This window comes from Larkinella rosea (genome assembly GCF_003858635.1).
GTDB classification, from domain to species: domain Bacteria; phylum Bacteroidota; class Bacteroidia; order Cytophagales; family Spirosomataceae; genus Larkinella; species Larkinella rosea.
The window spans coordinates 162737-179973 of sequence record NZ_RQJO01000010.1; the positions used below are offsets into that span (position 1 = coordinate 162737).

Below are 17237 nucleotides of genomic sequence, written 5' to 3' on the forward strand. Positions count from 1 at the left end.
CGCCTTTATTGACAGTAGCCATGTTGGAAAATACCTCCGTCACCCAGCGGTTTTTACGTTACGTCCAGATCGACACGCAATCCGACCCGCGTTCAACGACCAATCCCTCGACTGAAAAACAGAAAGATCTGGGAAGGGTATTGGTGGAAGAACTGCACGAAATCGGGATTGCGGATGCCGAACTTGATGAATTTGGTTATGTCTACGCTACGATTCCGTCCAACTCCGACAAATCAAATGTCCCGGTTTTGTGCCTGTGCGCCCACATGGATACCTCGCCCGACGTGACTGGCGAAGGCGTAAAACCGCTGACCCACCACGGCTGGGACGGCACGGACATTGTTTTGCCCGACGATCCGACCCAACTCATTCGTCTGGCTGACCACCCCGATTTGAACGATCAGATTGGCAACGACATCATTACCGCCAGCGGCACAACGCTGCTCGGCGCGGACAACAAAGCCGGTGTGGCCGAAATCATGGCCGCAGCGGAATTCATGGTGACGAATTCAGTCATCAAGCACGGCACCATTCGGATTTTATTTACACCGGATGAAGAAGTGGGGCGCGGGACGGAGAAAGTCGACATGGAAAAACTCGGTGCCGATTTTGGGTATACCATCGACGGGGAGATGCGCGGAACGCTGGAAGACGAAACGTTTTCGGCCGACGCGGTCAAGATTGTGATCCAGGGCGTTAGCACGCACCCCGGTTTTGCGAAAGGCAAACTGGAAAATGCGTTGAAAATTGCCGCCGACTTGCTCGCTGCCTTACCCAAAGACAGGCTTTCGCCCGAAACCACCGAGGGGCATGACGGTTTTATTCACCCAGGGCATCTGGAAGGCAATCAGGATCAGGCGGTTGTGGAGTTTATCATCCGCGATTTTAGCATAGCCGGTTTACACAAAAAAGAAGAGTATCTCCAGCAATTGCTGAATACGGTTTTGGCTTCCTATCCGAATTCCAGCGCTACGTTCGAGGTTCGGGAGCAATACCGCAACATGAAGGAAGTGCTGGATCAACATCCGCAGGTAGTCGAAAACGCGTTGGAAGCCATTCGCCGGAGTGAACTGTCCCCCGAGCGCCGGAGCATCCGGGGCGGCACGGATGGTTCGCGGCTGTCGTTCATGGGTCTCCCCTGCCCCAACCTCTTTGCGGGCGAACACGCGTTCCACTCCCGGCTGGAATGGGTTTCGGTGCAGGACATGGAAAAAGCCGTTGAAGTGATCGTGAATCTGTGTCAGGTTTGGGAGGAACGGGCGTAGCTGAAGATTGTCCTTAAAATAGAAAAACCGGTTGAGGGAATTGAACCTTCAACCGGTTTTTTATTTCTGATTATTGCCTTATGCAATCGTCTTCGTCACCCCGCCATCGACCCGGATAGCGGCACCGTTCGTTGCTGATGCCAGCGGACTTACCAGATACGCCACCATGTTGGCAATTTCCTGCGTCGTGGCAAACCGCTGAATGATGGACGTCGGGCGGGCATTTTTGAAAAAGTCTTTCTCCGTTTCTTCCACCGAAACCTGATTCATCGTTGCCATGTTGCCGATAAAATCGCCGACACCTTCGGAAAAAGTCGGACCCGGCAGAATTGAGTTGACGGTCACATTGGTACCTTTGGTCAATTCCGCTAATCCGCGTGAAATGGCCAGCTGGGCGGTTTTGGTGGTGCCGTAATGGATCATTTCGGTCGGAATCTGAAGGGCGGATTCGCTGGAAACAAAGATAATCCGACCCCAGTTTTTCGCCAGCATTTGGGGGAAATAATGCCGGGAAAGCCGGACGCCACTCAAGACATTCACCTCGAAAAACCGCATCCAGTCCTCATCCGGAATGTCCGCAAAATTTTTCGGTTCGAAAATGCCGACGTTATTGACCAGAATGTCGACTTCAGGCACTTCCGCCAGCAGATTATTCACATCATCGACCTTACTAAAATCGGCGGCAATGCCCCGGAATTTGGCACCGGGCATTTCACTGGATAATTTCTCAACCAATGCTGCGACTTTTTCCGGATTCCGGCCGTTTAGAATAACTGTGGCTCCTTCCTGTGCCAGTGTTTTGGCCACAGCTAAACCAATACCGGCCGTCGAACCGGTTACCAGGGCGGTTTTTCCGCTCAATTGCAAATCCATACGTCAGTTGTTTTTAAGAATACCGTTCCGTGATCGTCCGGGCCCGCTCCCGCGTTTCCAGTATTAACGGATGCACCGGTTTGCTGAGCGCTTCAAGTACGTCAGAAACCGTGTCCTTAAACAACAAATTAACGGGCAATTCGTGCCGCTTCTGGGCGGTTTTTAGCACCACAACCGGTTTTGTCTGCCCCAGCGCGGCTTGCGAACCATACCAGGCTTTGGCTTCCAGCCAGGTTGAATCCACGGCTTCGGCGGTGGTGTCCACCACGAATTCCTCAGTTGGTACGTGCACGTTTTTCCGGTCGGCCATCCGGATGTCCAGATCCGCCAGTTGCTGACGAAGACGAATAATGTCTTTTCCGGAGCGGATGCGTTCGCGCAGCGATTGACGGATAAAATACGTAATAGCCTGCGTAACATTCAACCCAATTTCAGCCATTTGCTTGAAAATGAGGGAAGTGGGAGACATACCGGGAATCGTGTTCGGGTCGTGAAGCAGCACCCGACCTGGTTTGTCATCCTGATCCGGAGTTAAAAAACCGTCGATTCGGGCGCAGACGTTCATTCCCAAACTGGTGAACACCTCGGACACACTCAGCTGAATTTCGCGGTTATGTTCCAGACTGGTTTCTACCGGAATCCGCTTTTTGGTGGTATTGGACTGGTATTTGGATTTAAAATCGAAACTCGTGACGTTGTAAATTTCGGTTGGCGGCAAGGCAACGGCGGTGCCGTCATCGTCCTGAATTACCCCGCACGAAAACTCCTGCCCGCTGATGAATTCTTCAAACAACACGTCGTCTTCGGCATTGTTCGACGCAATCACAAGCGATTCATTGCCCGCGGCCGCCCAGGAGTTTGCTTTTTCAAGCAGTTCGCCCGGGTGGTAAACAGTCTCTCCGGTTTCTTCGATCACCACCGGATAAGCGATACCGGAATCCAGTTCGGTAACATCCTGCACAAACGTAAGCTTTTCCTCTTCCGAGCGTTTTTTCCAGGCAGCCAGGTCAATTTTCTGCCGAAAAAAACACTGATCGACGGCCCGAATAAAATGGTTCAGATCGTTTTCACGCACAATCACCACACCAATGGACGAACCCTGATGCGGAGCTTTTACGACAATGGGTAAACTCAGCCGGTTTTGCAGTGATTCGAAAAAAACAGCTTTATCCGCCCGATCCCAGGCGTTACGACCAATGACAGACATCTTTTTCTCCTGGCCGTTGACGAGAGCGATCAGTTCATTTTGCAGAATTTTATTGATGCCCACCGCTGAACCCAATAATCCAGGTCCGGTATACGGTATTTTGTACCATTCAAGCAGGCCCTGGATCGCGCCGTCTTCGCAGTCGGGGCCGTGCATGGCCAGAAAAACGAGGTCGAAATGCTGACTAAACTCTTGTGGCTGAATGCGCTGGCCAATCGCATTGATCTGCGCTTCCCGTTCTTCAGCAGACAATTCCGCTAACGATTCAATGTAAACGCTGAACCGGACATCGGTTTGCTGGGGATAAAAAGCCCGAATAGCGCTTTTGTGCAGAAACTCTTCCCGAATCAGAATGAAATTGCCCAGGCCATCCACAAACACCATCACGGGCTGAAAAAGCGCTTTGTCGATATGGGTCAGGGCCGTACGACCGCCCGCAAAAGAGACTTCCCGTTCACGCGACGGGCCACCGAAGAAGATTCCTATTTTCATTGGACGTACCCACGGACTTTAGTCCGTGAGCGAATTAAGATACAATTGACAAAAGTAGCGGTCAATGCTTCGACCCTATCCAGGATAAACACGGACTAACGCCTGCGCGGCCCGGTCCGTGGGCACATAGCCGCAAAATAACAAAAAAGGCCGCTTATCCGATGGAAAGCGGCCAAAAGTCTTTGCAACTCCGGACTCGAACGGTTCTGCTTATAATTAAAATGCCGGGGTCAGGTTGATCGCTTCAACCCGCGAAATTTCCGGTACGGCTTTCAAAATAGCTTCTTCCAGACCAGCTTTGAACGTCATGGTTGACATGGGGCAGGAACCGCAGGCACCGACCAGTTCCAGCCGTACCACTTTATCGCTGGTCACTTCCAGCACTTTAACATTCCCACCATCTGCTTCCAGATAAGGTCGGATGCTGTTCAATGCCTTTTCGATACGATCTACCAATATTTCGTTATCCAGTACAGTTTCCATTCTAACGTTAGACAAGGTGGTCAAATGACTAATGGTAAAAATACGTTTTTTCTCTCTTAAATCCAATCGAGTTGGCTTATTGCCGTACAATTTCAACAGGTCGGGTTTTGTCGAGGGTTGCGTTCCGAACCGAAATTTGCTGGGCCAGCGCTTCAGCCGCCGAGCGAAATGCGCCCGAGGTCACCGGATCGTTTTCGGTCACCACCGGTTTTCCTTCGTCGCCCGCTTCCCGAATACTCTGCACGAGCGGAATCTGCCCCAATACCGGAACATCAAATTTGTCGGCCAGCAACTGGCCTCCGCCTTTCCCGAAAATATAATATTTCGAATCCGGCAATTCGGCGGGTGTAAAATACGCCATATTCTCGATTACGCCCAAAACCGGTACGTTAATTTGAGGCTGCCGGAACATCGCGAGACCTTTTGTGGCATCGGCCAGCGCAACCTTTTGCGGAGTGGTTACAATCACCGCACCCGTAACCGGAACGGTTTGCACCAGCGTCAGGTGAATATCGCTCGTACCGGGCGGCAGATCAATCAGCAGGTAATCCAGTTCGCCCCAGTTGGTGTCACCAAAAAACTGCCGAAGAGCCTGGCTCGCCATCGGACCGCGCCAAACCACCGCATTGTCTCTCGGCGTCAGAAAACCGATCGACATCAACTTAATACCGAATTGCTGGATCGGTTGCAGCATGTTTTTGCCATTCACCTGTCCAACCGCCGGTTGCAACTCTTCCGCACCAAACATAACCGGGATCGACGGTCCGAAAATATCCGCATCGATGATCCCGACTTTGGCCCCGGATTTATACAGCGCCACGGCTAGATTGGCGGTTACGGTCGATTTACCGACTCCGCCTTTCCCCGACGAGATGGCAATGATGTTTTTCACGCCCGGCAAAACCGGTGTATTGAATCGTGTCGAACTGACATCAGCCGTCAGGTTCACAATCACTTCGATATCCGGGCCAATATGGGTGTGAATGGCGTCGACACAACGTTTGCGAATCAGTTCTTTTAACGGACAGGCCGGGGTGGTGAGAACCACCGTAAACCGCACCTGATCAATTCCTAATTCAATGTCTTTTACCATGTTGAGCGTAACCAAATCGCGCTTCAAGTCCGGTTCTTCGACGTGCCCGAGGGCATTTAATACAGATTCTTTCGTGAGTTTATACGTTGACATAAGTACGGGTCTGATGGGTAAACAGCGAATCAGGCGGCCTGGTTCGCGCCGGGGTCAATCGTTTTGAAAGCCCGCAACCGGCGTTCAACGTCCATTTTTTCCGGTGCAACATCGGCTTTTGCGGAAACTGCTTCCAGTTGTTTCAGCAAATTTTCCAAAAACCGCCGGTGCGATTCCGATCCTTCGTGAAAAGGTCGATGCGACAACGCCTTCCGGATTTGCTGCCATTCGGTTATGAAAGTGCGAAGTTCGGCATCAAATGCGCATTCGGCAAACTTTTCAAAAATATAGGTTTCGGCAACGGCATTGGGATGAATCAGATCGGCTTCGTAAAACCGGTAATCGCGCAGATCATCCACCATAATCTCGTAGGCCGGGAAATAATGCACCTGATCGTGCCAGATCGTCAAATCATGGCTAATGGCCCTTAAAACGGCCTTACTGACCTGATTCAGTGACAATGAATCTTTGGTATGACGCACCGGACTAACCGTCAGCAGCATCTGCACCTTCGGATTGACACGTTTCAGTTTTTTCACAAGCTCAGTCAAAACCGCCTGCGTGTGTTCGTACGTATACAGGTATTTTTCAAACAGAAAACCGGGCATTTTCTGGCAGTTCGCCACGACTTTACCGGTTTCGAGGTGGCGGTACACCATCGCCGTTCCCAGTGTCAGAATCAGCCAATCGGCTTTTCGCATGGCCGAACCGGTTTGGGTCAAGCTATCCGTCAGTCGCTGGTGCAGTTCGTCGCGGCTGCGGCCCCAGAGTGAGGAATGAAAATCGTAATGAAACCACAAACCGTCGCGCTCAACGTACAGAGCCGGGTCCGGTTCGGAGCCCTCGACAGCCGCCAGCAGGAGTTTGGCGATGGATACCGGATTGAACAGCGTCCCGAATGGATTGCTCAATACCTTGACTTTATTATCGATCAATTGGCGCCCCAACACCTCGGCAAAGCACGAGCCAATGGTCACGATCCGGGCGTCGGGCCGGATCAAAGCCGGTAGTTTTTCCGGCGATAGTTCAGTACGAAAGTCCATGTATTGATAACAAAAAAGCGGTTCGAAAAAGTCCGAACCGCCTTAAATTATTTCATAAGCTAACGCACTGTGAATCAATAAATTATTCAGCCGCAACGACATCAAACTTGATGGTTTGCTTCACGTCTTTGTGCAGGTTGACAATGGCGTTGTACGTCCCCAGAACTTTGGCTTCGTCGATGGTGATTTTCTTCCGATCGATGTCGAATCCTTTTTCTTTCAGGGCATCTGCAACCTGCGTATTGGTAACGCGACCAAAGATTTTTCCACTCTCACCCGCTTTGGCCAGGATCGTCAACGGCTGCTGACTGATGGCTTCGGCCAGGGCCAGCGCGTCGTTCTTGGTTTTTTCGGCTTTGTGAGCAGCCTGACGAATGTTTTCGGCAACCACTTTTTTATTTGATTCCGTTGCCATGACAGCAAAGCCTTGCGGAATCAGGTAATTACGGCCATAGCCGGGTTTTACGTCAACGGTGTCGTTCTTAAAACCCAGTCCGGCGATGTCGGTTTTCAGTATGATTTGCATGATATGAATGAGTTTTCAGTTCATGGCATACGGTTTTCGGTATACGGTATACGGTTTCCAAACAAGCAGAACAATCGTAAACCATAAACTGTAATCCGTAAACCGTAAACTTATTTCAGAGAATCGCCTACGTATGGTAACAAAGCGAGGTGACGGGCGCGTTTAACGGCCTGACCCACTTTGCGTTGGAATTTCAGACTCGTACCGGTGATCCGGCGTGGCAGAATTTTGCCCTGCTCGTTCAACAGTTTCAACAGAAAGTTAGGATCCTTGTAATCAATGTACTTGATACCGGATTTTTTGAAACGGCAGTATTTCTTGCGGTTTTCGTTTTTGCTAACGGGTTCGTTCTGCAGGCTCATGATTATTTCTCCTCTCCAGCTTTTTCAGTTTGTTGTTTGCTTTTTCCCAGTTGTCCTTTCCGACGACGCTCGTTGTACGCAATGGCGTGCTTATCGAGCACGGTCGTCAGGTGGCGAATAACCCGCTCATCACGACGGAACTCCACATCCAGTGCTTCAGGAACTTTCGTTTCCGACGTAAACTCGACCAGGAAATAGTAACCTGTGTTTTTGTGCTGAATCGGGTACGCGAGTTTGCGCAGGCCCATACTCTCTTCGTTTACAATTTCCGCGCCGTTATCGGTCAATACTTTGCGGAACTTGTCGACAGTGTCCTTTATCTGAGCTTCAGATAAAACGGGAGTTAAAATGAACACCGTCTCATAGTTCTTTGTGAACTGCATGACAATTGTGTTAAATGGATAATGATTTCAAAATGAGGACGCAAAGGTAAATAAAAAGGAGGAAATGAGAAAGGGCCGATCGGTTTTTTTTAAACCTTATTCCCATCCTCCTTTCCTCCTTTCTTGCTCTCCTCCCCTACTTCACGGTAAATTCGCCCTGCCCGATTTTAAATCCTTCCGAATACAGCTCGATCAGGTGGGTGCCTTCTTTAAGCGGAATATTGCCCCGGCCATACACAAACGCGACCTGCTGCCCCGAATTGTCGTATGTAACGGTTTGCTTTGCGGTATAGACCATTTCCTGGCCATTAAAAATGAACTGCCCGGAACCCGTAGCCATGTCCGAAATCACTGAACCGCTGGGATCCAGAATCCGGAGAAAAATCTCTTTTTCGTTCAACTGCGCCAATGGATTCGTGCCTAACCGAAACGCAATCTTAATTTTCTCGATGCGCCGGGCCCGGTATTCGCCCCCGTCACTTTCTTTCCCGCGTCGATTGATGGCGTTAACCACCAGATTTTCAGCTTTCAGCGCCGACGCCAGCGTAACTTTTTCGGCCAGTTCCCGGTTTTTTTCTGCAATGTTACTAACCGTGTCATTCAGTGCCTGTCGCTCATTTTTCAGGCTCGTATTTTCTTCTGTCAGTGTCTGATTTTGTGAAGTAAGAATGCTGTTTTCTTCCTTTAACCGACCAATTTCCTTGTCTTTTTCATCTAGAATGGAGAGGTATTCCTTGATTTTTGCATCGTATTTTTTGATGTCAAAAGCCGCCACATTCCGCAAATTTCGTTTGTCAGCTTCCAATTGTTCTTTTACCTTCAGCAGGGAATCGACGCGGCCGCCCAGCGACTGGATTTCGGAAATTTTGGCATCCAGCTGCGTTGAAATGGAATCAAGACGGGTCTTGGTCACCAGCATTTCCTGGGTTTTGTCAGTCAGCGTCGTTTGCTGGGTTTTATTGGTTTGCCGCTCCTGATAATAGAAATAGAGCAGCAGCAAATTCAGGGCGGCCAGAATCCCTAATGCCACTAATAAGTAATTTTTACGGTTATTACGTCGGTCCTGGTTATACGACTCCATGGATAAGTATTACTTAATTTGATTCATGTTATTTGGCGTAAAGTAAGGGTTTCCCGCCCTTTTTTCAATAAAACACCGCATTATTTTCCATCCGTACCAAGCAAATCAGCTTCGGAAGGAATCCGGTTGCATCCGCTATCTTTGCGCAAAAATTGAGTAATCAGACAATGACAATTGCCACGAACATCCGTCAGATCGAAAGCCAACTTCCCGAAAAAACCCGGCTGATTGCCGTTACCAAAACCAAACCCGTCGAACTCCTCCGGGAAGCCTACGACGCCGGCTGCCGTTTTTTTGGTGAAAATAAAGTACAGGAAATGGTTGATAAACAACCCCTGCTCCCAGCCGACATCCAATGGCACCTGATCGGTCATTTGCAAACCAATAAGGTCAAGTACATGGCTTCGTTTGTGAGCCTGATTCACTCCGTCGATAGTCTGAAAGTGCTTCAGGAGATCAATAAACAAGCGGCTAAACATGATCGCATCATCGACTGCCTGCTCCAGATTCATATTGCCCGGGAAGAGACGAAGTTTGGTTTCGATGAACCGGAAGTTGAAGCTTTCCTCCAGTCTCCGGAACTAGCGAAACTGACACATATCCGGATTGTAGGTCTGATGGGCATGGCAAGTAACACGGACGATGAAACCCAGATTCGTCAGGAGTTTCGCAGTCTCAAGCAGCTTTTTGACCGGCTAAGCGATTTTCAACGGTCCAACGTCCAGTTCCGGGAACTTTCGATGGGCATGAGCGGGGATTATTTGATCGCAATTGAAGAAGGCAGTACGATGGTCCGGGTTGGAAGTGCGATATTTGGGACTCGAAACTGATCAAACGGCAATCATGCATCCATTCTTTTTACAATCCGGCGCCATTCTGGGCTTTCTGGGCGTTTCACTCGGCGCGTTCGGCGCCCATGCCTTCCGGGCCATGCTCGAACTCTCGAAGCGAACCGACACGTTCGAAACCGCCGTCAAATACCAGTTTTACCACGCGCTGGCGCTCATTGCCATCGGAATTTTGCTGCAGTTACCCGCCACGTCGGCGGCTTCGGCCAAATATTATTCGTGGGCTGGCTACGGCTTTTTGCTTGGCGTCGTTATTTTTAGCGGATCGCTGTACGCCATCTGCTTTACCGGAATCACCAGATTCGGGGCCGTTGCACCCATTGGCGGGTTATGCATGCTGGCCGGCTGGATACTGTTGTTGATCGGAGGATTAAAAAGCTGAAAATTTGTCAGTAAAATACATGTTTGCTAAGGCATCATTGCTATTCCTGACCACGTTTCACCAAATCATGCGTATGAAACTTGTAAATAGTAGTATAAGTCTGGCGGTTTTATTGGCAGGCGGGCTGGTATTGTCTGCTTTACGCCCGGCAATTTCCCGCACAATGGCAAACGCCGTGATGGGGGCCGATTCGGTAAAACATGATCCCAATACCGGTTTGGTCGCTGACGAACACCTGACACTCGTGGTTGCTCAGTGCACGGCCTGTCATTCGAGCAAACTGATCCTGCAAAACCGGTTTACGCGGGATGGCTGGAAGGAGAAAATCCGCTGGATGCAACGCACGCAAAAGCTCTGGGATCTGGGCGAAACCGAGCCGGTTATTCTCGATTACCTCGTAAAACACTACGGGCCTGAGCAAAAAACGTTTGATGGTCGGCGAAAACCGCTACCGGCCATTCAGTGGTACAAATTATAAAGCCGATGAAAAAAAACGCTTATCACTATCTTTTCGGACAGGATACGCTCTATCAGGCCGTTGACCCGGAACCGGTTTTGAAAAAACAGCCGGTACGGGAACAGCCGCCGATCGAGCCGGAACCCGTTGTTGAACAAGCGTTTATTGAATCCGAATCCACTCCCATCGTTTCGGTCGAACCAGCAGAACCGGAAATTATTCAGCCCGTTGTTCTGGCTGACCCAACACCGCCCGCCGTAGCTCCAATCGAACCCGCTTCAACGCTGACTCCAATTCCGGCCAACCAGGTGCCTGAATCCAGGCCAGCGATTGAAAAGCCCAAAGTGCTGATTCTGATCGATGAAGAACTCACGCCCGGCGAGCTGATCTTCCTCGAAAACATCCTGAAAGCCATTCAGCTGAACCTCAACGACATTGACATTCTGAATCTGGCGGGTTCGGGTCTTGTCGATTTCCATGCGGTTTTGGAAAACAAGGTTCTCCATCATTTCATCTCGTTTGGCGTTCCTTTCAAAACGATTCACCTCAACCTGCAGATGGATCGCTACGATCCCATCCGGATTTTTGGCATTACGTTTCTGCTCGCCGATCCGCTTTCGGCCATCGAAGCCGACTCGAAATTGAAACGGAAATTGTGGGAGGTTCTGAAAAAAGTATTTTTGGATTAATTCAAAAAATGGCTTTTATTTAGGTAACTATCCTGAATTCCAACGCAGCGGGGCACGGTTTTGTACTTTTCCCGTTTCTTTTTCTACTTCAATATGGTCGAATCTTCTACAGGTTCTGCGCCCGTTCAGTCGGACGAAGCGGGAAGTCAACCCGGATTACGGAAAGTGATTACAACGGCGCAGTTGTGGTCCATCGCCGTGGGCATGGTGATTTCGGGCGAATATTTCGGCTGGAACTACGGCTGGGCCGTTGCCGGAACCATCGGTTTTCTAGTGGCAACCCTGCTAGTGACGATCATGTACCTGGCTTTTATTTTCAGTTACACCGAACTGACCACGTCCATTCCGGATGCAGGCGGTCCCTTTACCTACGCCAAACGCGCTTTCGGATCAACAGCAGCGTTCATTGCCGGTTTTGCTACGCTCGTCGATTTTCTGATGTCTCCGCCCGCCATTGCAGCTGCGCTCGGGGCCTACGCCAATTTTCTCAATCCTTCGCTGCCGGTTTTGGGCGTTGCCATTGCCACCTACGTTGTTTTCATCACCATCAACATATTGGGAATCAAGGAATCTGCCAATTTTTCGATGATCGTTACGGTTTTGGCGGTGGTCGAATTGCTGGTTTTTATGGCGTTGGTAGCACCGGCGTACGAAACCAAAAATCTGGTTGCCCATAACGAATCGTTCGGAGTTGGTGGGGTGTTTGCCGCCTTACCGTTCGCCGTCTGGTTTTACCTGGCCATCGAAGGTGTTGCGATGGTGGCTGAGGAGGTCAAAAATCCGAAGAAGACCATTCCGCGCGGGTATTTATTGAGCATCGGAACACTGGTTTTTCTGGCGCTTGGTACTATGTTACTCACGGCCGGTGCCGGTGACTGGCGGTTATTGAGCAAAATCGATTATCCCCTTCCTGAAACACTGGCAATGGTACTGGGCCGCAACAGTCCGTGGTCAAAAGTGTTTGCCAGCCTGGGCTTATTCGGCCTGATCGCATCGTTTCACTGCAACACCATCGGGTATTCGCGGCAAATTTTTGCGCTCGCCCGCAGCGGTTATCTGCCCGGTTTTCTGTCCACCGTCAACCGCCGGTTTCAAACTCCGCATTGGGCACTCATTGGTGGCGGCATGATCGGGGTAATTGCGTTATTATCCGGCACAACCGGCGATATCATCATTCTGTCGGCGCTCGGTGCTGTCGTGATGTACATCAGCAGCATGGTGTGTCTGTTTCAGTTACGCCGGAAAGAACCGAACCTCGAACGGCCGTTTATCGCTCCTTTCTATCCGTACGTCCCCGCCATCGCACTGATTTTGTCCGGCGTCTGTCTCGTTGCCATCGTTTACTACAACCTGTGGCTGAGTCTGATTTTTGCCGGGTTACTGGTGATTTCGCTGCTTCTGTTCCGACTCGTGAATCCCCGTTTGGCTGATACGTCCCCGGTTCGTTAACCAAAACCGCCGAACCATTCAGAAAAACCGTTTGTTGCACAATATAATGCCGGTTCGACCGGTTTTTATTCAACACCTGATGCAGGTCGTTACCGATCCGATATGGCGTTCGCAGAGCAGCTAAACAACAAAACTTCTATACCCGATTTCCCTACCTATTTTCCAGAACCGCTCCCGGATTGGCTGGAAGATGAGGGTTTGCTCCGTGACGAAGCGGCCGTTCTCGGTTTGTCGGATGCCCGTCTGGAAGAAAAAACCGCCCTGATCAGCCTCTATTTTCAGCAGCATACCGTTTATTTTCAGCGTGAACTTGAAAATCAGGCCGAAAAAATCGGCGAACTGAATTTGCTCATTGAACAGAAATCCAGTCGCACGGCGGAACTACAACGAAAAACCGCCGATCTGGAAGCCGCTACGCCCGACGGCGAACCTCAGTTCCTGAAAAACACGGTGGGTTTAATCGCGTGTTTCAGTTTGCTGATTGGTACCTACTACTTGCTGGACGAAATGCTTCAACCACATTTCCGGGAAAGTCGTCTCATCACTTCCGGAATTATGTTGGCCGGTTTTTTTGGTCATTTTTACAGATCCGGGAAGGTTACTGAAACCCATTCCAGTTTTCTGTTCCAATGCTTGCGTAGCGAAACCGCTTTGCCCATTGCTACGTCATTTTTTGTTTTCGTGCAGACCATTCAAAACCAGTCTCCGTTCAAATCAATCGCTTTATCGCTCTTCATTTTCGTTCTATTTGTGGTGATCGGACATTCCATTTCCGGTTTAGTGACAGCTTTGCAGGACGATTTTCGGTATTGGAATCAGCGAAAAAAACTAAAAAAAGAGCGTGAAACGAAAACACAAATGTGGGGAAATGAAGTTAATCAATTAACAATCAGCATCGACGCGATACGCGTGCAGAAATGGCAACTGTTGCCCGCCCTGCATCGGGTCGAAGGTGAATTGGCCCGAATCAACACCCGTCGCGCGTTGTTGATTCATCTCTTTGAAACGGAATTCAAGCTTGCCCGCAGCCTCCGCGACCAGCTTTCGGAACGCCAGCGACGGGCCATCATGGCAGATTAACGAGTGATCGGTATTCTTACGCCAATCCCTCTTAAATGGAAAAGATATGAATGAGCAGCAGCCAAAAGACAGTCAGGATTTTCAGCACGGCTACACCAGCGGAGTCGAAGGCACCGACCGTCAGAATTACGAAGGTTATCTGTCAAGTCAGGTAAGCGACGAATGGATGAAGGAACGCGTTGATGGCAAACGCGACGAAATCCGGCAAATCGACCAGCAGCTGGCGGACACGACAGCCCTGCGCCGGGAAGCCTACGACCGGCTTCAGGATCACGTCATGCAGACGACGCTGGCCGGCAAAAATGCGGAGCTACTCGAAGCTGACATCAAAACCGTTGAGGAAGAACGCACGAAACTGAAAGAACGTCGGGAAAACACCGCTTCGGAATATTCGCTGCTGGCCGGTTTGATCTTTGTGGCCGCCGGTATCTCCTTCGTAGCTGGTGACCTCATTATTTCGCACGAAATTGTTGCCTACGCCCTCAATATTCGCAATAACGTCGAAGCCTGGATGTTTGCGGTTGGTCTGGCGATGGTTTCCATCCTGCTGAAACCGGCTTACGACCGGCTGATTGAAGAACCGTATAACACGAATGCTACGCCCGAAGCCGCCCGGCGGTATGGTTGGTTCAAAATGGGACTGGCCGTTTTATCGATTATTACGCTGGTGATTCTGGGCTGGTTCCGGTATGATGCCTACCGGACGGATAAGCTAAAGGAAGCCATCAACAAAAGCATCAAGAATATTCAGTTGAATGCCACTCCGCTGGACCCCACCAATCCGAATCCGGTGACGGATCAGCGTGTTTTGCAAAAAATCGAACAGCAATTGCAGCAATCTGACGAGTTGAATCTCCAGTTGGTCAACAGTCCGTGGGCGCTGATGTCGTTCGTGTTGAGTGGCGTTCTGTTTGCGCTGGCGGGTGCGGTTTGTCTGGGTATTGGCTTACCGGTTTTGCAAAAATTCTGGTTCCGCTGGTTGCAGGTCGACCCGCGGCTGTGGCGACTTCGCCGTCGGCGAAACCGGTTGGAGAAAAAGTATCAGGTGGCGCAGCAGGAAGTGGCTAAACACCTGACTCAGAAGAATATTATGGATCACGAGCTGGAAGTATTGCCGTCGCTCGATGAACTGCGGCAACGCAAACAGCAACTCACCAACGACATTGATCGATTGATCGACGACCGGAAACTGGCCCGTACCGACAGCCGAATTGCGTCGTTCAACGATGGATACGAAAAGGGACAGGCTGCTCGTCAGGCAATGAGCGAAGAAGAATACAATCAGTTTCGAAACGGTTTTTTCTCCGTTTCCAATCTGGCCACCAAAGCCCGCTCCTCGTCCGATCAGGAACGGCTGGCATCCGACAAAACCAACTACGCCAACCCCCGTCCGATCAATGGCCTACGCCCCCACCAGGCCGTCCGGAAACGATTCGCGGAAGGCCTGGACGATACGAATGAGTAGTTAATTCTTTGAGTGAATGAGTGATTGAGTGAAGAATCCGGTCAGCGTTTCCCGCAATCGCTCCTTCACTCAATCACTCAAAGAAAATCACTGAATCGGCGAATAATCCGTAGGTTTCATGTAAACGGATTCCACTTTAGTGGTCAAGGAACCGTTTTTCTCGGAATCTGCCTTCGCTTTTACCCATTTGGGGTCGGCGCGGAATTCGTCAAAATGCTTCTTGCCTTCGGCTTCGCTGGGGTGCGCCAGAATATACACCAGTTTCGACTGACCGGTTTCGTCGGGCTGCGTGGTCAGCCAGTAGGCAATGTTGGTCATGCCGTGTTTCTTGAATAATTTCAGGGTATGGTTTTTAAACCGGGCTAGCAGATCGTTCAATTTGCCGGGGGCGGGTGAATAGGTCCGGAGTTCGAACACCCGGCCCGGCGCTTTGGTCAGTTTGAGCCCGGGCGAAATTTCGGCCTCCGTCATGAAAATCTGATCCACCTTCGCGACGATTTTCCCGTTGGCTTCGGTTTTCGCCACCACTTCTTTCCACTCCGGATCACTGCCGAACGCTTTCCAGGACGCATCACGCGCTTCTTTGCTGGGGTACGAAAGGATGTAAATCAATCGCTCCGTCGAACCGTCGATCGGTGTCCAGTACCCGACGTTGGTCATGCCGTGTTTCTCGAAAATCTTGCAGGTATACTTCCGAAACCGGTCGATAATAGCTTCGTAATTACCGGGTGTCGGGTAATAAATCCGAACCTCGTACAGACGGGATGGATCAGTCGGACTGGCGGTTTTCGAACCCGAATCGGCTACGGCAAAATGGAGTGTTGTCACAAGAAGGCTACAGGTTAATAGGAAATTTCTCATTGAAACTCGGATTTAGTTAAGACACAAAAATAAGTAGAGATTGGTCAGGATATATTATTTAAACATTATTTTGAAAAAGACGCATCTTTCAGATAAAAAACTATCTTTACAAATCATATATCCCTATAAAATTTTGATTTCATGCTGAGTCGCGTTGCAAACTCTATCTACTGGATGAACCGCTACATTGAACGGGCCGATAATTATTCCCGTTTTATGAGTGTTAATTTTAACCTGGCGTTGGATCTGCCGCCCAATGTTGATGAGCAATGGGAACCGCTCCTGATTGCCACTGCCGATAATTACCTGTTTTACAATTTTTATCAGGAACCGACGCGCGAAAACGTTATTGATTTTATGACGTTCGACAAGCGGAATCCCAATTCCATTGTCAGTTGCCTCAACAATGCCCGCGAAAACGCCCGCACGATTCGGGAAAGCATTTCGAAAGAGATGTGGGAAAATCTGAATGAGCTTTATCTGCGCGTACGGGATACCACCACGAAGGGAGAATCGAACTTAAACCGGTTGCAGGAATTTTTAAATGACGTCCGGAACGGCTGTCAGCATTTTTACGGCGTCATCGACTGCACCATTACGCGCAACGAAGCCTGGCATTTCGGGCGGGTTGGGCGGTTTCTGGAGCGAGCGGACAAAACCTCCCGATTTCTGGATGTCAAGTACTTTACACTTCTCCCCGACCTCGACGCGGTTGGCTCGACACTCGATCTGATGATCTGGACGGCAGTTTTGAAGTCGGTTAGTGCGTATAATATGTACCGACAGCAATATAAGATGATCAGTTCGTCAACAATTGTGGAATTCCTGATTCTTGACAAACTGTTCCCGCGCTCGGTCGCCCATTGCATCCGGCAGGCGGAACTGTCACTGTATGAAATTTCGGGAAACGCAATCACCAACGGTTTTAAGAATGAGGCCGAAAAAAGCCTGAGCAAACTCCGGTCAGAAATTGAGTTTACGGAAACATCCGAGCTTTTCAAAACCGGTCTGCATCAATACCTCGACCGTTTCCAGACCCGCAATAACGAAGCCGCCAAAGCGGTTTATGAAACCTATTTCAGCCTGAAACCGGTGGAAGTTTAGC

19 protein-coding genes are annotated in these 17237 nt (G+C 50.1%); 9 read left to right on the forward strand and 10 right to left on the reverse strand.

Annotation, left to right across the window (positions count from 1 at the left end; all coding sequences use genetic code 11):
* Positions 1-20 precede the first annotated feature (20 nt).
* Positions 21-1265: a peptidase T gene (pepT, locus tag EHT25_RS21650; RefSeq protein WP_124877264.1), complete on the forward strand. Its 1245-nt coding sequence runs from the start codon at positions 21-23 to the stop codon at positions 1263-1265.
* 78 nt (positions 1266-1343) lie between these two features.
* On the opposite strand, the gene EHT25_RS21655 is transcribed toward pepT, so the two are convergent.
* From EHT25_RS21655 to EHT25_RS21695, 9 genes are all read right to left on the reverse strand, one after another.
* Positions 1344-2138, reverse strand: a complete 795-nt coding sequence (locus EHT25_RS21655) for an SDR family NAD(P)-dependent oxidoreductase (protein WP_124877265.1) — start codon at positions 2136-2138, stop codon at positions 1344-1346.
* A 13-nt stretch (positions 2139-2151) separates the two neighbouring features.
* Positions 2152-3837 (reverse strand): D-alanine--D-alanine ligase family protein, encoded by a 1686-nt coding sequence (locus tag EHT25_RS21660; RefSeq protein WP_124877266.1) that lies wholly within the window; start codon positions 3835-3837, stop codon positions 2152-2154.
* Positions 3838-4053: 216 nt separating this feature from the next.
* On the reverse strand, positions 4054-4320 hold the full coding sequence (locus EHT25_RS21665) for a NifU family protein (protein ID WP_124877267.1): 267 nt from the start codon (positions 4318-4320) through the stop codon (positions 4054-4056).
* Positions 4321-4396: 76 nt separating this feature from the next.
* A complete protein-coding gene (locus tag EHT25_RS21670) occupies positions 4397-5506 on the reverse strand; it encodes an Mrp/NBP35 family ATP-binding protein (RefSeq protein ID WP_124877268.1) in 1110 nt (369 codons plus the stop codon).
* Positions 5507-5535: 29 nt separating this feature from the next.
* Positions 5536-6549 (reverse strand): GSCFA domain-containing protein, encoded by a 1014-nt coding sequence (locus tag EHT25_RS21675; protein ID WP_124877269.1) that lies wholly within the window; start codon positions 6547-6549, stop codon positions 5536-5538.
* A gap of 82 nt (positions 6550-6631) precedes the next feature.
* Complete coding sequence (rplI, locus tag EHT25_RS21680; protein ID WP_124877270.1) at positions 6632-7075, reverse strand: 50S ribosomal protein L9; 444 nt, start codon at positions 7073-7075, stop codon at positions 6632-6634.
* A gap of 110 nt (positions 7076-7185) precedes the next feature.
* Positions 7186-7437 carry a 30S ribosomal protein S18 gene (gene rpsR / locus EHT25_RS21685; RefSeq protein ID WP_111629733.1) on the reverse strand — a complete coding sequence of 84 codons (252 nt, stop codon included), beginning with the start codon at positions 7435-7437 and terminating at the stop codon, positions 7186-7188.
* A 2-nt stretch (positions 7438-7439) separates the two neighbouring features.
* Positions 7440-7820 (reverse strand): 30S ribosomal protein S6, encoded by a 381-nt coding sequence (rpsF, locus tag EHT25_RS21690; protein WP_124877271.1) that lies wholly within the window; start codon positions 7818-7820, stop codon positions 7440-7442.
* A 136-nt stretch (positions 7821-7956) separates the two neighbouring features.
* Positions 7957-8901 carry a DUF8428 domain-containing protein gene (locus EHT25_RS21695; protein WP_124877272.1) on the reverse strand — a complete coding sequence of 315 codons (945 nt, stop codon included), beginning with the start codon at positions 8899-8901 and terminating at the stop codon, positions 7957-7959.
* A gap of 167 nt (positions 8902-9068) precedes the next feature.
* On the opposite strand from EHT25_RS21695, the gene EHT25_RS21700 reads away from it, so the two are divergent.
* From EHT25_RS21700 to EHT25_RS21730, 7 genes are all read left to right on the forward strand, one after another.
* On the forward strand, positions 9069-9731 hold the full coding sequence (locus EHT25_RS21700; protein ID WP_124877273.1) for a YggS family pyridoxal phosphate-dependent enzyme: 663 nt from the start codon (positions 9069-9071) through the stop codon (positions 9729-9731).
* A gap of 13 nt (positions 9732-9744) precedes the next feature.
* Positions 9745-10131 (forward strand): DUF423 domain-containing protein, encoded by a 387-nt coding sequence (locus tag EHT25_RS21705; RefSeq protein WP_124877274.1) that lies wholly within the window; start codon positions 9745-9747, stop codon positions 10129-10131.
* A 73-nt stretch (positions 10132-10204) separates the two neighbouring features.
* The gene (locus EHT25_RS21710; protein ID WP_229311724.1) at positions 10205-10609 is read left to right on the forward strand and encodes a hypothetical protein; all 405 of its coding nucleotides are present in this window, start codon (positions 10205-10207) and stop codon (positions 10607-10609) included.
* 5 nt (positions 10610-10614) lie between these two features.
* On the forward strand, positions 10615-11277 hold the full coding sequence (locus EHT25_RS21715) for a hypothetical protein (RefSeq protein WP_124877275.1): 663 nt from the start codon (positions 10615-10617) through the stop codon (positions 11275-11277).
* A 93-nt stretch (positions 11278-11370) separates the two neighbouring features.
* The gene (gene eat, locus EHT25_RS21720) at positions 11371-12726 is read left to right on the forward strand and encodes an ethanolamine permease (RefSeq protein WP_124877276.1); all 1356 of its coding nucleotides are present in this window, start codon (positions 11371-11373) and stop codon (positions 12724-12726) included.
* Between the two features lie 102 nt (positions 12727-12828).
* Positions 12829-13806: a hypothetical protein gene (locus EHT25_RS21725; RefSeq protein ID WP_124877277.1), complete on the forward strand. Its 978-nt coding sequence runs from the start codon at positions 12829-12831 to the stop codon at positions 13804-13806.
* 46 nt (positions 13807-13852) lie between these two features.
* Positions 13853-15271 (forward strand): hypothetical protein, encoded by a 1419-nt coding sequence (locus EHT25_RS21730; RefSeq protein ID WP_124877278.1) that lies wholly within the window; start codon positions 13853-13855, stop codon positions 15269-15271.
* Between the two features lie 87 nt (positions 15272-15358).
* Here EHT25_RS21730 and EHT25_RS21735 read toward each other — a convergent pair whose 3' ends face one another.
* Positions 15359-16132, reverse strand: coding sequence for an NIPSNAP family protein (locus tag EHT25_RS21735; protein ID WP_124877279.1), 774 nt, complete (start codon positions 16130-16132; stop codon positions 15359-15361).
* Between the two features lie 141 nt (positions 16133-16273).
* Here EHT25_RS21735 and EHT25_RS21740 point away from each other — a divergent pair, with 141 nt between their 5' ends.
* Positions 16274-17236, forward strand: coding sequence for an alpha-E domain-containing protein (locus tag EHT25_RS21740; protein WP_124877280.1), 963 nt, complete (start codon positions 16274-16276; stop codon positions 17234-17236).
* Position 17237 lies beyond the last annotated feature (1 nt).

What these genes read in the sequence shown, in the direction of transcription:
- pepT (WP_124877264.1), top strand. Translation starts at nt 21, where the DNA reads ATGTTGGAAAATACCTCCGTCACCCAGCGGTTTTTACGTTACGTCCAG.
- EHT25_RS21655 (WP_124877265.1), bottom strand. Translation starts at nt 2,138, where the DNA reads ATGGATTTGCAATTGAGCGGAAAAACCGCCCTGGTAACCGGTTCGACG.
- EHT25_RS21660 (WP_124877266.1), bottom strand. Translation starts at nt 3,837, where the DNA reads ATGAAAATAGGAATCTTCTTCGGTGGCCCGTCGCGTGAACGGGAAGTC.
- EHT25_RS21665 (WP_124877267.1), bottom strand. Translation starts at nt 4,320, where the DNA reads ATGGAAACTGTACTGGATAACGAAATATTGGTAGATCGTATCGAAAAG.
- EHT25_RS21670 (WP_124877268.1), bottom strand. Translation starts at nt 5,506, where the DNA reads ATGTCAACGTATAAACTCACGAAAGAATCTGTATTAAATGCCCTCGGG.
- EHT25_RS21675 (WP_124877269.1), bottom strand. Translation starts at nt 6,549, where the DNA reads ATGGACTTTCGTACTGAACTATCGCCGGAAAAACTACCGGCTTTGATC.
- rplI (WP_124877270.1), bottom strand. Translation starts at nt 7,075, where the DNA reads ATGCAAATCATACTGAAAACCGACATCGCCGGACTGGGTTTTAAGAAC.
- rpsR (WP_111629733.1), bottom strand. Translation starts at nt 7,437, where the DNA reads ATGAGCCTGCAGAACGAACCCGTTAGCAAAAACGAAAACCGCAAGAAA.
- rpsF (WP_124877271.1), bottom strand. Translation starts at nt 7,820, where the DNA reads ATGCAGTTCACAAAGAACTATGAGACGGTGTTCATTTTAACTCCCGTT.
- EHT25_RS21695 (WP_124877272.1), bottom strand. Translation starts at nt 8,901, where the DNA reads ATGGAGTCGTATAACCAGGACCGACGTAATAACCGTAAAAATTACTTA.
- EHT25_RS21700 (WP_124877273.1), top strand. Translation starts at nt 9,069, where the DNA reads ATGACAATTGCCACGAACATCCGTCAGATCGAAAGCCAACTTCCCGAA.
- EHT25_RS21705 (WP_124877274.1), top strand. Translation starts at nt 9,745, where the DNA reads ATGCATCCATTCTTTTTACAATCCGGCGCCATTCTGGGCTTTCTGGGC.
- EHT25_RS21710 (WP_229311724.1), top strand. Translation starts at nt 10,205, where the DNA reads ATGAAACTTGTAAATAGTAGTATAAGTCTGGCGGTTTTATTGGCAGGC.
- EHT25_RS21715 (WP_124877275.1), top strand. Translation starts at nt 10,615, where the DNA reads ATGAAAAAAAACGCTTATCACTATCTTTTCGGACAGGATACGCTCTAT.
- eat (WP_124877276.1), top strand. Translation starts at nt 11,371, where the DNA reads ATGGTCGAATCTTCTACAGGTTCTGCGCCCGTTCAGTCGGACGAAGCG.
- EHT25_RS21725 (WP_124877277.1), top strand. Translation starts at nt 12,829, where the DNA reads ATGGCGTTCGCAGAGCAGCTAAACAACAAAACTTCTATACCCGATTTC.
- EHT25_RS21730 (WP_124877278.1), top strand. Translation starts at nt 13,853, where the DNA reads ATGAATGAGCAGCAGCCAAAAGACAGTCAGGATTTTCAGCACGGCTAC.
- EHT25_RS21735 (WP_124877279.1), bottom strand. Translation starts at nt 16,132, where the DNA reads ATGAGAAATTTCCTATTAACCTGTAGCCTTCTTGTGACAACACTCCAT.
- EHT25_RS21740 (WP_124877280.1), top strand. Translation starts at nt 16,274, where the DNA reads ATGCTGAGTCGCGTTGCAAACTCTATCTACTGGATGAACCGCTACATT.